This window comes from Streptomyces sp. P1-3 (genome assembly GCF_050613155.1).
Lineage (GTDB): Bacteria > Actinomycetota > Actinomycetes > Streptomycetales > Streptomycetaceae > Streptomyces.
This window is the reverse complement of record NZ_CP192512.1, coordinates 686,263-699,239: the sequence shown is the minus strand read 5'-3', so window position 1 is coordinate 699,239 and position 12,977 is coordinate 686,263. Positions and strand designations below refer to the sequence as shown.

General features: G+C 73.3%; 14 protein-coding genes. 8 read left to right on the top strand and 6 right to left on the bottom strand.

The window, feature by feature from the left end:
- Positions 1 to 20 precede the first annotated feature (20 nt).
- The 6 genes from ACQUSR_RS03085 (at position 21) to ACQUSR_RS03060 (ending at position 4,439) form a co-directional block, all read left to right on the top strand.
- Complete coding sequence (locus ACQUSR_RS03085) at positions 21 to 875, top strand: HipA family kinase (RefSeq protein ID WP_431047339.1); 855 nt, start codon at positions 21 to 23, stop codon at positions 873 to 875.
- Entirely contained in the window at positions 872 to 1,255 is a 384-nt protein-coding gene (locus ACQUSR_RS03080; RefSeq protein WP_431040966.1) for a DUF3037 domain-containing protein, read from the top strand. The genes ACQUSR_RS03085 and ACQUSR_RS03080 overlap by 4 nt, the downstream gene beginning before the upstream one ends.
- A 202-nt stretch (positions 1,256 to 1,457) precedes the next feature.
- Positions 1,458 to 2,219: a 3-oxoacyl-ACP reductase FabG gene (fabG, locus tag ACQUSR_RS03075; RefSeq protein ID WP_431040965.1), complete on the top strand. Its 762-nt coding sequence runs from the start codon at positions 1,458 to 1,460 to the stop codon at positions 2,217 to 2,219.
- Between the two features lie 17 nt (positions 2,220 to 2,236).
- Positions 2,237 to 3,001 (top strand): SDR family oxidoreductase, encoded by a 765-nt coding sequence (locus ACQUSR_RS03070; RefSeq protein ID WP_431040964.1) that lies wholly within the window; start codon positions 2,237 to 2,239, stop codon positions 2,999 to 3,001.
- Between the two features lie 128 nt (positions 3,002 to 3,129).
- Positions 3,130 to 3,810 carry a uracil-DNA glycosylase gene (locus ACQUSR_RS03065; protein ID WP_431040963.1) on the top strand — a complete coding sequence of 227 codons (681 nt, stop codon included), beginning with the start codon at positions 3,130 to 3,132 and terminating at the stop codon, positions 3,808 to 3,810.
- 134 nt (positions 3,811 to 3,944) lie between these two features.
- Complete coding sequence (locus ACQUSR_RS03060) at positions 3,945 to 4,439, top strand: hypothetical protein (RefSeq protein WP_431040962.1); 495 nt, start codon at positions 3,945 to 3,947, stop codon at positions 4,437 to 4,439.
- Between the two features lie 49 nt (positions 4,440 to 4,488).
- Here ACQUSR_RS03060 and ACQUSR_RS03055 read toward each other — a convergent pair whose 3' ends face one another.
- Positions 4,489 to 4,998 (bottom strand): DinB family protein, encoded by a 510-nt coding sequence (locus ACQUSR_RS03055; RefSeq protein WP_431040961.1) that lies wholly within the window; start codon positions 4,996 to 4,998, stop codon positions 4,489 to 4,491.
- A 174-nt stretch (positions 4,999 to 5,172) separates the two neighbouring features.
- On the opposite strand from ACQUSR_RS03055, the gene ACQUSR_RS03050 reads away from it, so the two are divergent.
- Positions 5,173 to 5,319 carry a hypothetical protein gene (locus ACQUSR_RS03050; protein ID WP_431040960.1) on the top strand — a complete coding sequence of 49 codons (147 nt, stop codon included), beginning with the start codon at positions 5,173 to 5,175 and terminating at the stop codon, positions 5,317 to 5,319.
- Positions 5,320 to 5,363: 44 nt separating this feature from the next.
- On the opposite strand, the gene lnt is transcribed toward ACQUSR_RS03050, so the two are convergent.
- From lnt to ACQUSR_RS03035, 3 genes are all read right to left on the bottom strand, one after another.
- Positions 5,364 to 6,956 (bottom strand): apolipoprotein N-acyltransferase, encoded by a 1,593-nt coding sequence (gene lnt / locus ACQUSR_RS03045; protein WP_431040959.1) that lies wholly within the window; start codon positions 6,954 to 6,956, stop codon positions 5,364 to 5,366.
- A 98-nt stretch (positions 6,957 to 7,054) separates the two neighbouring features.
- The gene (locus ACQUSR_RS03040; protein ID WP_431040958.1) at positions 7,055 to 9,466 is read right to left on the bottom strand and encodes a SpoIIE family protein phosphatase; all 2,412 of its coding nucleotides are present in this window, start codon (positions 9,464 to 9,466) and stop codon (positions 7,055 to 7,057) included.
- A 105-nt stretch (positions 9,467 to 9,571) separates the two neighbouring features.
- Positions 9,572 to 9,946: a DUF2267 domain-containing protein gene (locus ACQUSR_RS03035; RefSeq protein ID WP_431040957.1), complete on the bottom strand. Its 375-nt coding sequence runs from the start codon at positions 9,944 to 9,946 to the stop codon at positions 9,572 to 9,574.
- A gap of 131 nt (positions 9,947 to 10,077) precedes the next feature.
- Here ACQUSR_RS03035 and ACQUSR_RS03030 point away from each other — a divergent pair, with 131 nt between their 5' ends.
- Positions 10,078 to 10,707, top strand: coding sequence for an alpha-ketoglutarate-dependent dioxygenase AlkB (locus ACQUSR_RS03030; RefSeq protein WP_431040956.1), 630 nt, complete (start codon positions 10,078 to 10,080; stop codon positions 10,705 to 10,707).
- Positions 10,708 to 10,717: 10 nt separating this feature from the next.
- Here the strand turns inward: ACQUSR_RS03030 and ACQUSR_RS03025 are convergent, their stop codons facing one another.
- Positions 10,718 to 11,779, bottom strand: coding sequence for a YncE family protein (locus ACQUSR_RS03025; protein ID WP_431040955.1), 1,062 nt, complete (start codon positions 11,777 to 11,779; stop codon positions 10,718 to 10,720).
- A gap of 140 nt (positions 11,780 to 11,919) precedes the next feature.
- On the bottom strand, positions 11,920 to 12,888 hold the full coding sequence (locus tag ACQUSR_RS03020) for a LysR family transcriptional regulator (RefSeq protein ID WP_431040954.1): 969 nt from the start codon (positions 12,886 to 12,888) through the stop codon (positions 11,920 to 11,922).
- Positions 12,889 to 12,977: the final 89 nt, after the last annotated feature.

The window sequence follows — 12,977 nt, the reverse complement described above, 5'->3', positions numbered from 1 at the left end:
GAGTCATGGAGCCTGGGATAATGCTGACGGAGGTCGTCGCCACCCGCTATGTCACGCCCCTGCGTGAGGGTGGCTCGCTCCCCGGGATCGTCGAGGCCGACGATCTCGGGACATATGTCATGAAGTTCACCGGCGCGGGTCAGGGCCGCAAGACCCTGGTCGCCGAGGTCGTCTGCGGGCAGCTCGGCCGCCGGCTGGGGCTGCGCGTCCCGGAGCTGGTCGCGATCCAGCTGGATCCGGTCATCGGCCTGTCGGAGCCCGACCAGGAGGTGCAGGAGCTGCTCAAGGCGAGCGGCGGGCTGAACCTGGGGATGGACTACCTCCCCGGATCGATCGGCTTCGACCCGCTCGCCTACCAGGTGGACTCCCAGGAGGCGGGCCGGGTCGTCTGGTTCGACGCGTTGGTCAACAACGTCGACCGCTCGTGGCGCAACCCCAACATGCTGGTCTGGCACGGTGATCCGTGGCTCATCGACCACGGCGCCACCATGATCTGGCACCACAACTGGTCGACGGCGCAGACGTCCGCCGCCAAGCCGTACGACGCCTCGGACCACGTGCTCGCCCCCTTCGCCCCCGACGTCGCCTCGGCCGCGGCCACGCTCGCCCCGCTGGTCACCGAGGAGCTGCTGACCGAGGTCGTGGCCGATGTCCCCGACGAGTGGCTGGTCGACGAGCCCGGCTTCGACTCCGCCGACGCGCTCCGCCGCGCCTACGTGGAGGCGCTGCTGCCGCGTGCCGCGACCATCGGTGAGCGCATCGGTCTCGGCCCGCGGGTGGAGCGCAAGCCCACCCCGGCCGCGGGCTGGCTGACCGAGCATCTGGCCGCCTGGCCCCACCCGACCAAGAACCAGCGCAAGGACGGCGGGGAATGAGCGAGCGCCAGGTCTTCGAGTACGCAGTGCTGCGCGTCGTGCCGCGGGTCGAGCGAGGGGAGTTCTTCAACGCGGGCGTGGTCGTCTACTGCCGGGCCAGCTCCTTCGTGGCCGCCCGCACGTATCTGAGCGAGGAGAAGCTGCGCGCCTTGGACCCGCGGGCCGACGTGGTCGGGGTACGGGCGGCGCTGCACGCCGTCGAGGCGGTCTGCCGGGGCGGCGAGGACGCGGGGCAGGCGGCGCGCGACGACGCCGGCCGGCGCTTCCGCTGGCTGATCGCGCCGCGCTCCACGGTCGTCCAGCCGGGGCCGGTGCACACCGGCCTGACCGCCGACCCCGAGGCCGAGGTCGAGCGGCTGCTGGAGTTGCTGGTGCGCTGACGCCGGACGTACAGCCGCGTCGGCCCGTGCACGCCCCACCCGTCCTGGGGGTGCCTCCCAGGCGGAGCTCTGGGGGAGGGTGGGACGTTGACATGCGGTGGTGGGGCTTCTAGCGTCTCGTCTGCTGAAGCGACTAAGCGGTTGCTCACCACCGCGCCCGCCGGCCGGGCGGTGAGCCGCTACCGAGGCGAGGAGAACCCGCATGTCCACCACCGAGCAGCGCGTCGCCATCGTGACGGGCGCGGCCCGCGGCATCGGCGCGGCCACCGCCGTGCGACTGGCCGCAGAGGGCCGCGCCGTCGCCGTACTGGACCTCGACGAGGGGGCCTGCGCGGACACCGTGGCGCAGATCACCAAGGCGGGTGGCAAGGCCATCGCCGTCGGTGCCGACGTCTCCGACGCCGAGCGGGTCCAGGCGGCCGTCGCCCGGGTCGCCGAGGAGCTCGGCGCGCCGACGATCCTCGTCAACAACGCGGGCGTCCTCCGCGACAACCTGCTGTTCAAGATGAGCGACAGCGACTGGGACACGGTCATGAACGTGCACCTGCGGGGCGCGTTCCTGATGTCGCGGGCGTGCCAGAAGCACATGGTGGACGCCTCGTTCGGGCGGATCGTCAACCTCTCCAGCAGCTCCGCGCTCGGCAACCGGGGCCAGGCCAACTACTCCGCCGCCAAGGCCGGTCTGCAGGGCTTCACCAAGACCCTCGCCATCGAGCTGGGCAAGTTCGGTGTCACGGCCAACGCGGTCGCCCCCGGGTTCATCGCCACCGACATGACCGCCGCCACCGCCGAGCGCGTCGGCATGGGCTTCGAGGACTTCAAGGCGGCGGCCGCCACGCAGATCCCGGTCCAGCGGGTCGGGGTGCCGGACGACATCGCCAACGCCGTCGCCTTCTTCACCGGCGACGCGGCGGGCTTCGTCTCCGGCCAGGTCCTGTACGTGGCCGGCGGCCCGCTCAACTGACGGGAGACGACAGCGACATGACCGCACAGACAGCGGACACCGGAAAGGTCGCGCTCGTCACCGGGGCGAGCCGCGGCATCGGATACGGGGTCGCCGAGGCGCTGGTGGCGCGCGGCGACCGGGTGTGCATCACTGGGCGCAACGAGGACGCGCTGAAGGAGGCCGTGGAGCGGCTCGGCGCGGACCGGGTGATCGGGGTGCCGGGGAAGGCCCATGACGAGGCGCACCAGGCGGTCGCCGTCGAGCGCGCCATGGAGGCGTTCGGCCGAGTCGACTTCCTGATCAACAACGCCGGCACCAACCCGGTCTTCGGGCCGCTGGCCGAACTCGACCTCGGCGTCGCCCGCAAGGTCTTCGAGACCAACGTGGTCTCCGCGCTCGGCTTCGCCCAGCAGACCTGGAAGGCGTGGCAGAAGGAGCACGGCGGCGCGATCGTCAACATCGCCTCGATCGCCGGACTCGCGCCCTCGCCGTTCATCGGCGCGTACGGGGTGAGCAAGGCCGCGATGATCAACCTCACCGCGCAGCTCGCGCACGAGTTCGCGCCGGGCGTCCGGGTCAACGCCATCGCCCCGGCGGTGGTCAAGACCAGGTTCGCCCAGGCGCTGTACGAGAACCGTGAGGAGGAGGCGGCCGCGGCCTACCCGCTCGGACGCCTCGGCGTGCCGGAGGACATCGGGGGCGCCGCCGCGTTCCTCACCTCCGACCAGTCCGCCTGGATCACCGGCCAGACCCTGGTCGTGGACGGCGGCATCTTCCTCAACGCCGGAGTCGGCGCCTGAGCGGTCTCGACGGGCACGCCTCGTCGGGGGCCGGGCGGACGGATGTCGCCCGGCCCTCGACGCGTGCGTTGTCAGTGGTCGCCGGTACGTTCGTCCTGTCACACCATCACGACCGGAGGAACACCCAAGTGAGCGACATGCTGCCCGAGTCCTGGCAGGCCGTGCTCGGCGACGAGCTGGAGAAGCCGTATTTCAAGGAGCTCACCGACTTCGTCGAGGAGGAGCGCGCCAGGGGCCCGGTGTACCCGCCGCGCGAAGAGGTGTTCGCCGCCCTTGACGCCACGCCGTACGACCAGGTCAAGGTGCTGATCCTCGGGCAGGACCCCTACCATGGCGCGGGCCAGGGCCACGGGCTGTGCTTCTCGGTGCGGCCGGGGGTGAAGACCCCGCCGTCGCTGCGGAACATCTACAAGGAGATGAGGGAGGAGCTCGGCCACCCCGTCCCGGACAACGGCTATCTGATGCCGTGGGCCCGGCAGGGGGTGCTGCTGCTCAACGCGGTGCTGACCGTCCGGGCCGGCGAGGCCAACTCCCACAAGGGCAAGGGCTGGGAGAAGTTCACCGACGCGGTGATCCGCGCCGTCGCCTCCCGGCCCGACCCGGCCGTCTTCGTGCTCTGGGGCAACTACGCGCAGAAGAAGCTGCCCTTGATCGACGAGGAGCGGCATGTGGTGGTCAAGGGCGCGCACCCCTCCCCGCTGTCGGCCAAGAAGTTCTTCGGCTCCCGCCCCTTCACCCAGATCAACGAGGCCATCGCGGCCCAGGGCCACCAGCCCGTCGACTGGCGGATCCCGGACCTGGGCGTCTGAACCGGGGGCTTCGGCGTGTCCGGGGCTCCTGACCCGGATTGCCGGCGGCCGCGCGGTTAGCGTCGGGGCACGGCAAGGGAGTGACGGCGCGTACCGGCGACGCACACAAAGACGCACACAGACGGGATGGGGCGATGGCACCAGCGCAGCAGGAGCCGGCGGACGACGCCGTGATGACCCGCATCGGGCAGGCGGTGATGCTGCATCAGGGCGGCGACCGGGAGGAGGCGCGCAACCGGTTCGCCCGGCTGTGGGAGCAGATCGGGGAGGACGGCGATCCGTACCACCGCTGTACCCTCGCCCATTACATGGCCGACACCCAGGACGATCCGGCCGACGAGCTGATGTGGGACCTGCTGGCGCTGGCGGCCGCCGACTCGGTCACCGGTGGCGGTGCCGAGCGCCATCCGGCGCGGGTGGCGGTGCGCGTCTTCTACCCCTCGCTCCATCTCAACCTGGCCGCCGACTACGTGAAGCTGGGCCAGCGGGAGGCGGCCCGCGCCCAGCTGGCGCAGGCCCGGGCCGCCTCCGGCGTGCTGGGCGAGGATCCGTACAGCGACGGGGTCCGGGCCGCCATCGGCCGGATCGCACTGCGGCTGGACGGGGAGGCCGCCCCACCGCAGGGCTGACAGGAACGAGGCCGCTGACAGGACCGAGGGCGGGGGGCCGAGCGGGCGGTCAGAGATCGGTGGCGCCGTCGATCCGCTCGCGTATCAGGTCCGCGTGGCCGTTGTGGCGCGCGTACTCCTCGATCATGTGGACGTAGATCCAGCGCAGGCTGACGTCCGCGTCCTTACGGGTCCAGAACCCGGTGTCGTCCAGCGAGTGGCGGGCCGCATTCTCGCGCGCCACGGCGATCTCCGCGTGCCAGGTCGCGAGCGCCTCCTTCCCGGTGTCCTGGTCGCTCACCCGGAAGTCCCCGTCCAGGTCCTCCTCGGTGTAATAGATCGGCGCGATCTCCTCCCGGGGCAGCACCCGGCGGAACCAGGCTCGCTCCACTTCCGCCATGTGCCGTACGAGCCCGAGCAGCGTCAGCATGGAAGGCGGCGCGGAGGCCTCCCGCAGCTGCTCGTCGGACAGGCCGTCGCAGATCGCCGCGAGCGTCTCCCGGTGGAAGTCCAGCCAGCCCTCCAGCATGGTGCGTTCGTCGGCTTGAAAGGGCGCTTCCGTGCGCTGGTTCGTCGTCATGCCGACCATCATGGTCGCGGCGGCGGCCGGTAGGCCAGACATTATCGTTCGGCCCGCGCCCCCAGCATCCCGCGCAGCAGCTCGGCGCAGCCGGCCCGCAGTTCCTCCCGGGTCGGCGACGACTGGTGGTACGAGCCCGCCGAGCACGAGAACAGGATTCCGTCGCACCACGCGGTGAGGCCCAGCGCGTGCCGTTCCGGCGCTGCGGACCCCGCCGCCCTCGCCGTCGTCGGCCGCCTCGCCCGCGGCCTCGCGCTGCGCGCCCTCGACGGGATCGCCGACTGGTCCCCGCCGACCCGCACGCCGGCCGGGACCAGCTGATCGAGACCAGCTGGCCGGGACCAGCTGACCAGACGACGCGGTCCTCAGCGGCGAAGGCGCCCCGCGAGCACACGGGGCGCGCGGGCGGGCCGCTCGGGCGGCCGCCCCGCCCGCCGCCTGCCCGAACGCGCCGCCGCCATACCGCCGTATAGCGCCAGCGCGGCCATCGCCCCGTACACCGGCCAGTCCCCGAGCCGCACATAGGGGCTGCTGCCGCGGGCGAGCGGCACCGTGTAGACGGCCGCGGTGCTCCGGTCGGTGCCCAGCCGCGCGCCGACCGGCTCACCCCGCGGCCCGTACACGGCGCTCACCCCGGTCAGCGTCGCGTGCGCCATCGGCCGCCAGGTCTCCGCGGCCCGCAGCGCGGCCAGCGAGGCGTGCTGCGACGGGGCCCAGCTGTGCTGGAACGACGACGTCGACGACTGCGCGATCAGCAGCTGTGCCCCGTCCCGCGCCAGCCGCCGGCTCATGTCGGGGAACGCCGACTCGAAACAGACCAGGGGCCCGATCCGCGGGCCCCGCCCGTCCTGAAGGGTCATCACCGCGGGCGCGGCGCCGCGCCTGCGGTCCTCGCCCGCCGCCTTGCCCACCGACGTGGCCCAGCCGAGCACCCCCCGCAGGGGGACGTATTCGCCGAACGGCACCAGACGCATCTTGTCGTAGCGGTCGCCGGTGGGCCCCTGGGCGCCGACGAGCACCGCGCTCTTGAAGATCCCCCGCTGGTCCCGGCGCCGCGCGTCCACGTTCACCAGCAGCTCGGCGTCGACCGTGCGGGACAGCGCGGCCAGCCGCCGCCGCAGGTCCGCACGGCGCGTCAGGTCCTGCCCGACGCTGCTCTCGCCCCAGATGACCAGGTCCACACGCTCCCCGGCGAGCCGCCGGGTCAGCTCCTCGCTGCGGTCGAAGCGCCGCTCGTACCCCGGCACGACCCCCGTCTGCACCACCGCGACCCGCACCGACCCCGCGCGCTCCGGCAGCGGCGCCCACGCCCACACCCCGCCGGCCGCTGCGGCGCATGCCCCCGCACCCGAGACGGCCACCAGCGCCGTACGCGCCCGCGGCAACGCGACCAGTACCACCAGCGCCGTGTTCAGCGCCACGATCAGCCAACTCACCAGCCATACGCCGCCGACCGACGCCAGCCGCAGCGCGGCCGGGACCCGCCACTGGCTCGCCCCCATCAGCCCCCAGGGCCCGCCCAGGTACTCCCACGAGCGCAGCAGCTCCACCATCAGCCACCCGGACGGCACCAGCACCAGAGCCGCCGCCGCTTGGCCAGGCCGCGGCACCCCGCCCAGCAGCCGGTGCGCCAGCCAGCCCCACGGGGCCCAGCACAGCCCCAGCAGCGCGGCCAGCACGAAGAGGAAGACATGCAGACTCGGCAGCAGCCAGTGGTGCACGGCCAGCATGAACCCCGCCCCGCCCAGCCAGCCGTCCAGCGCCGCCCGCCGCCCCGTCCCGGCCGACCGCACCAGCAGCAGCCAGGGCACCAACGCGACGTACGCCAGCCACCACAGGGACGGCGCGGGGAACGCCAGCGCGGGCAGTGCCCCCGCCGCCACCGCCGCGCCCCCGCGCGACCACCGGGAGGCGGCCGCCTCCCGCCACCGACCGCTCCGGCCGACCGACCACGGCATGCCGCGCCTCCCTCGTCGGGGTGAGGCCACCAGTGTGCGCGACGGAGGCGATCATGCACAGGGGGCGCTACGACGCCCGGTGCGCAGCCGGACGTACGTCAGCCGAGGGCCGGACCGAGCGGCTGCTCCGCCCAGATGGTCTTCCCCCGCAGGCCGTAGCGGCTGCCCCAGCGGGTCGTGAGCTGGGCGACGAGGAACAGTCCCCGGCCGCCCTCGTCGGTTGTCTCCGCCCGCCGCAGCCGCGGCTGGGTGTTGCTGGGATCGGTGACCTCGCACACCAGGACGCCCTCCCGGATCAGCCGCAGGCCCACCGGCCCGCCGGCGTACCGGATCGCGTTGGTCACCAGCTCGCTGACGACCAGTTCGGTGGTGAACACCAGGTCCTCCAGCCCCCAGGCGGTCAGCTGCCGGGCGGCGACGTCGCGGGCGTCGGCGACGGCCGCGGGGTCGGCCGGGAACTCCCACGCCGCGACGGACTCCGGCGGCACGACCCGGGTACGGGCCAGCAGCAGCGCGATGTCGTCGTGGTGGCGGCGCTCGTTGAGGCCCACCAGCAGCTCGCGCCGGATGTCTCCCAGCGGCCACCGGGGCCCGTGCTCCGCGAGGGTGTCCCTGAGCCACCGCACGGCCTCGTCCGCGCTGCGGTCCTCGGCCTTGAGCAGCCCGTCGGTGTACATCGCGAGGACGCTGCCCGGCTCCAGCTGGAGGGTGGCGGCCTCGAACGGCGTGTCGCCGACGCCCAGCGGCGGCCCGAGGGACATCTCGATGACCTCCGCCGTGCCGTCGGGCCGGAGCACCACGGGAGGCGGATGCCCGGCACCGGCGAAGGTGCAGCATCCGGAGACCGGGTCGTAGACGGCGTACAGCAGCTCGGAACCGGTGATGTCCTGGACGCCGGGGCCGGTCTCGCCCGACAGCCGCTGGACCAGGTCCTCGATGTGGGTGAGGAGTTCCTTGGGGTCGAGCTCCAGGTCGGCCAGGGTCTGGATGGCCGTGCGCAGCCGGCCCATGGTGGCGGCGGCGTGCAGACCGTGGCCCTCGACGTCCCCGACGACCAGGGCGACCCGCAGCGACGGCAGCGGGATGACGTCGAACCAGTCGCCGCCGACGGCACCCCCCGCCGGCAGGTAGATGCCCGCCGTCTCGGCCGCCGGGGTGTCGGCCATCGCGGGCGGCAGCAGGCTCTGCTGGAGCGCGATGGCCGTACGGCGCTCACGGGTGTACCGGCGGGCGTTGTCCAGGCTGAGCGCCGCCCGCGTCGCCAGTTCCCGCAGCAGCTCGGCGTCCGCGCTGTCGAAGGGCTCGGGCCGCTCCGTACGCCACGCCAGCACGGCACCGAGCAGCAGCCCGCGGGCGAACATCGGCGCCGCGGCCAGGGAGTGCCCGCCGGGCGGGACGAGTTGGTCGGCCACCCCGGCGCCACCGAAGACGGTCAGCGCCCAGGCCCGGTCGGCCACCACCGCCTGCCCTCTTTGTATGAGGTGTTGCTCGGGGTACTCGGGAAACGGCGGGACGATGCCACCCAGGCCGAGGAAGCCGGGCGGCGGGTTCCCGGTCGACGCCGCGCTGGCGACCAGGCGCAGCGGATGCCGGCGCCGGTCCACGACCACAGGCGGCTCGTCGCCCTCGAGAACGGCGTCGGCGACCGCGACCGCCGCCAGGTCCGCGAAGGGGACGAGTACGTCGGCGAGCTCCTGCGCGGCGCGAGTGACGTCGAGCTCCCCGCCGATCCGGGTGGCGGCCTCCAGGACCAGGTCGAGCTGGCGGCGGGCCCGTGCCTGGGCGGTGACGTCGATGAACGCCGAGGCGACGCCGGTCGGGACGCCGCCCGCGTCCTCCAGCCGGAAGGCGGACAGCGACAGGGTGCGCTCCCTGCCGCGGAGCTGCGGCGACCGCAGCCGCCGCTCCTTGCCGAGCACCGGCACCCCCGTCTCCAGGACCTGACGCAGGATCGCCTCGATGTCCTGCGCGCCCATGAGGTCGGCGGGGCCGACGGCGGGCGACCGCGCCCGCCTGCCGAACGTCGCGGTGTCGAAGTTGGTCCGCACGGTGCGCAGATCAGTGTCGTGCAGCCCGAGCCCGATGACGTCCTGGGCGAGCAGGGCCCGCACCAGGGACGCGCCTTGCTGCCACTCGGTGAGGCGGTCGGTGGGCAGGGCGGCGACCAGGAGTTCGGTGCTGCCGTCCAGCGGCAGGACGCGGTAGGTGACGTCGACCGTGCCGCCGGAGCCGCGGCTCAGCAGCGCCCGGCCGCCGCGGGGCACCCGGGAGGCACATGGCGCCGCACCGGCGGCCTCGCCGCTGTGCGCTTCGTCGCCGCCGGTCTCGCCACCGGTGGCGAGCAGCGCGTGCACGGGACGTCCGCGGACCTCTTCAGCCGTCCTCTCCAGCAACCGCGCCGCCGTCTGCGACCACCGCAGCACCGTTCCTCCGCCATCGATGACGGCGGTCGCGACGGCGTCGAGAAGTGCCGCCGCCCCGTCGCCCGGATGATCGGTGTGCACGCCCATCTCGCTCCTGGCTGCTGGCGGACCCTGCCGCCACCTGGGAGATTGCTCCCAGTATCGGCGACGCGGGGCGTTCCTGCCCGGTGAGCGGCCCGACCCCGTCGGCCGTCAGGGCGCGGTGAACAGGTCGTTGATGTCGGGAGGAAGGTGCGGGCGCAACGCGTCCACCAGCTCGGGATCGGAGTCGGCGATCGCCGACAGCACTCTCCTGGTCAGATGGCGGGCCTGATCGGGCTGGAGTTCGCCGTGGCGGGCGACCTCGCGGACGAGGTCCGCGGCCCCTCCCGTGTAGCGGGGGACGGTGGCGTACGCCGCGTCGCGGTCGGCGGCGGGCAGTGCGCGCTGGAGCAGCCGACGTTGCGGAATCTCAAGGTGGAGCGAGAGCTCGGCGAGGACGATTCTGGCGACGTGTCCGGCGTCCGCGCCCCGGCTGACACGCACCTCGTCGGCGGCCTCTGCGACCAGCCGTTCGTGAGTGATCATGGTTCCTCCTGGCGGGAGGTCTGGGTGGCGTACGCCCCTCCTGCTGGGCCACCTCCGAGTACCCAGGGCCGCGGCGCCCATGCCCACCCGTATGTCGCTCATACGTTCGATTATCGGCGTATGCTGGCGCCGTGGACATCACCCTGCAGGCTTCGCTCTTCGACGGGGACGGCGACATCGGGCTGCTCCCGCTCGCGGGCCTGCGGCGCACCGAGCTCGGCCTCGGTGCCTGGATCGACGTCCTGACCGGCTGGCTCACCGGTGCCGACGAGCTGTTCGAGCACCTGGTGGCCCACGTGCCGTGGCACGGCGAACAGCGCAGGATGTACGACCGGGTCGTGGACGTCCCCCGGCTGCTGGCCCACTACGGCGCGGACGACCCGCTTCCGCACCCCGTGCTGACCCGGGCGCGCGCCAGGCTGAGTGAGCACTACGCCGCCGAGCTGGGAGAGGGCTTCCGCACGGCGGGCCTGTGCCTGTACCGGGACGGCTGGGACAGCGTGGCCTGGCACGGCGACAGGATCGGCCGCGGCGCCGCGGAGGACACCATGGTCGCCATCGTCTCCGTCGGCGAGCCGCGGGTGCTGGCCCTGCGCCCTCGGCAGGGCCACGGACGGGCGGTCCGGCGGCTGCTGGGCCACGGCGACCTGCTGGTCATGGGCGGGTCGTGCCAGCGCACCTGGGACCACGCGATACCCAAGACCGCCCGGCCGGTGGGGCCCCGGATCAGCATCCAGTTCCGCCCGTCCGGTGTGGCGTGAGAGCCCCGGCCTACGGGTGGGACGGGCCGTCCGCGGCGCGGGGGACGTAGGCCAGGCCGTGTGCGCCCGGCTCCCCCGCGCGGTCGACTTCGAGGGTGGTGACGACCCTCAGCTCCCGGAGGTCCACCACGGTCACGGTGCTGGACATGACGTTGGCGACGAAGCCCAGGGAGCCGTCCGGCGAGGAGGTGACGGTGAGGGGGAACTTCCCGACCTTGACCTGCCCGATCTGTTCGAGGGTGTCCGGCGCGAAGACCGTCAGGACGCCGTTGTCGTGCGTGCCCAGCGCGCCGCCCGGAGCGGTGGCCATCCGCAGTTCACCGGCGAGCACCAGGCCGGTGGCCGTCGTGTGGACGGGGAAGACCACGCCGTCGGTGTGCAGTACGTGCGCCACCTCGTCCTTGGCGGTGTCGATCACCCGGATCCCCGGCCGCGCCTTGGGGCGGGGCCCGAAGTCGCCCTTCGGCGCCGCGACATAGACGTACCCGCCGTCGGGAGAGACGTCCAGCCCCTCACTTCCGGGGACCTCGATCCGCCCGATCAGCCGATCGTCCTCCAGGTCGACGACCGACACGAACGGCGCCTCCTTGTTGGTCGCGTAGCCGCGACGGCCGTCCGGGGTGATCGCGAACCAGTGCGGTCCGGGTGCCATGGTGGAGATCCTGCCGATCCGGCGCCGGTCCCGGGTGTCGTACACGACCACCCCGCCCGGCTCGGTGTCGGTGGCCTCGACGCTGACGTACAGCCGGTACCGCGCCGGATCGAGGGCGAGACCGTGCGGCGCGTGGTCGGGGGCCGTGCCGATGACGTCGACCACTTCGCGGGTGTCGACGTCGATGACACTGATGTCGTGGGCGCGGCCCCGGTGCGCGTGGTAGTAGCCCGAGAGGTAGGTGCTGGCCGCGTACAGGAGCCGGTGCTCGGGGTCGAAGCACAGCTCGTGCGGCTCCGGCGGGAGCGCCAGCACCTCCTGCCGTTCGAAGGTCGCGGCGTCGAAGAACGTCACCGTCGGGCCGCTCTGGCTGACCACCGCAAGCGTGTCGTGGGAAAGGTGCGTGTCCGTGGTGTTCATGCCGCGATCCTGATCGCCGGCTCGGCCGGTTTCCAATGCCGCTTGGGCAACGAGTAGTTGCACCGGGCGAAGGAAACCTGGTGGGGGCGGACGGACGGGGCGGGCGATGGGACGCGGATCACAGCGTCCTGGCGCCCCGCTCAGGTGTACGCCACCGGGGCCGCGTCGGGATTCCGCCGCCGCCAGTCGGCGTACGCGGGGCTTTCGGCGCAGGTGGCCAGGTAGCCGGCGCCGACGCCGCGCAGGATCTCGTCTCCGTGTGCGGCGAGCGGACCGTCGCGGTGCCAGGCCAGGAGATGCCGGTACCAGAGCGGGTTTCCGCGCAGGGGGCGGACCGTGACACCGGGGACCTCGACGAAGGTGGCCTGGCAGAGGCTGACCGCCAGCCCCGCCCTGACCAGCTCGATCAGTTGGCGCCCTTCGGCCTCGTACGGGGCGTGGGGACGGCGGTCCGCCAGGGCGAAGGCGGATGACCAGTACTCGCAGGTCCGGTCGCGGTCGGGGCGGGGCACGGCCCAGTCCTCGTCGGCGAGCTGCTCCAGGCCCACCTCTTCCTGTGCCGCCAGGGGGTGGGCCGCCGGCAGCAGGGCGAAGACGGGCTCGGTGACCAGCGGGGTGAGTACCACCCCGTCGCGCGGCGGGAGCTGCTGGTCGGGGTGGTCGCCCAGGACCGCCGCCTCCAGTCGCCCCGCGGCCAGGTCGTCCAGCAACGGCGCGGGGGAGTACTGGCAGCGTGAGGTCACCTCGGCATCGGGCAGTGCCGCCCGTATCGCCATGACGAGCCGGCCGAGCAATGGGGCGCCGACCGAGCCGAGCCGGACGCGGTCCGGGGCCGTGCGGCAGCGGGTGGCGCGGGCGGTGTCGGCGAGGAGCGCGTCGACCCCCGGAAGGATGGCCCGCGCCCGCTCCAGGACCAGGTCGCCGAAGGGCGTGGGTGTCGCCCCCGCCTTCCTGCGGTCGAAGAGCACCCCGCCCAGCATGGCCTCGATGCGCCGCAGCTGAGTGCTGAGCCCCGGTTGGGTCATGCCCAGCCGGGCGGCGGCGCGGGTGAGGCTGCCGGCCTCGGCGATCGCGCACACCACTCGCAGGTGCCGTACCTCCAGATCCATGGCGCGGATGTTATGGACCGACGACAGCTTTCGGACAGTGGCCGGAGACCGTCAAGATTATGTGAAATGTCACACGGCACACTGCGGAG

Excerpts from the sequence above, each read along its gene's own strand:
- ACQUSR_RS03035 (WP_431040957.1), bottom strand. The coding sequence starts at position 9,946 with ATGATCACTCACGAACGGCTGGTCGCAGAGGCCGCCGACGAGGTGCGT.
- ACQUSR_RS03020 (WP_431040954.1), bottom strand. The coding sequence starts at position 12,888 with ATGGATCTGGAGGTACGGCACCTGCGAGTGGTGTGCGCGATCGCCGAG.
- ACQUSR_RS03085 (WP_431047339.1), top strand. The coding sequence starts at position 21 with ATGCTGACGGAGGTCGTCGCCACCCGCTATGTCACGCCCCTGCGTGAG.
- ACQUSR_RS03025 (WP_431040955.1), bottom strand. The coding sequence starts at position 11,779 with ATGAACACCACGGACACGCACCTTTCCCACGACACGCTTGCGGTGGTC.
- ACQUSR_RS03080 (WP_431040966.1), top strand. The coding sequence starts at position 872 with ATGAGCGAGCGCCAGGTCTTCGAGTACGCAGTGCTGCGCGTCGTGCCG.
- ACQUSR_RS03055 (WP_431040961.1), bottom strand. The coding sequence starts at position 4,998 with ATGACGACGAACCAGCGCACGGAAGCGCCCTTTCAAGCCGACGAACGC.
- ACQUSR_RS03070 (WP_431040964.1), top strand. The coding sequence starts at position 2,237 with ATGACCGCACAGACAGCGGACACCGGAAAGGTCGCGCTCGTCACCGGG.
- ACQUSR_RS03060 (WP_431040962.1), top strand. The coding sequence starts at position 3,945 with ATGGCACCAGCGCAGCAGGAGCCGGCGGACGACGCCGTGATGACCCGC.
- ACQUSR_RS03040 (WP_431040958.1), bottom strand. The coding sequence starts at position 9,466 with ATGGGCGTGCACACCGATCATCCGGGCGACGGGGCGGCGGCACTTCTC.
- fabG (WP_431040965.1), top strand. The coding sequence starts at position 1,458 with ATGTCCACCACCGAGCAGCGCGTCGCCATCGTGACGGGCGCGGCCCGC.
- lnt (WP_431040959.1), bottom strand. The coding sequence starts at position 6,956 with ATGCCGTGGTCGGTCGGCCGGAGCGGTCGGTGGCGGGAGGCGGCCGCC.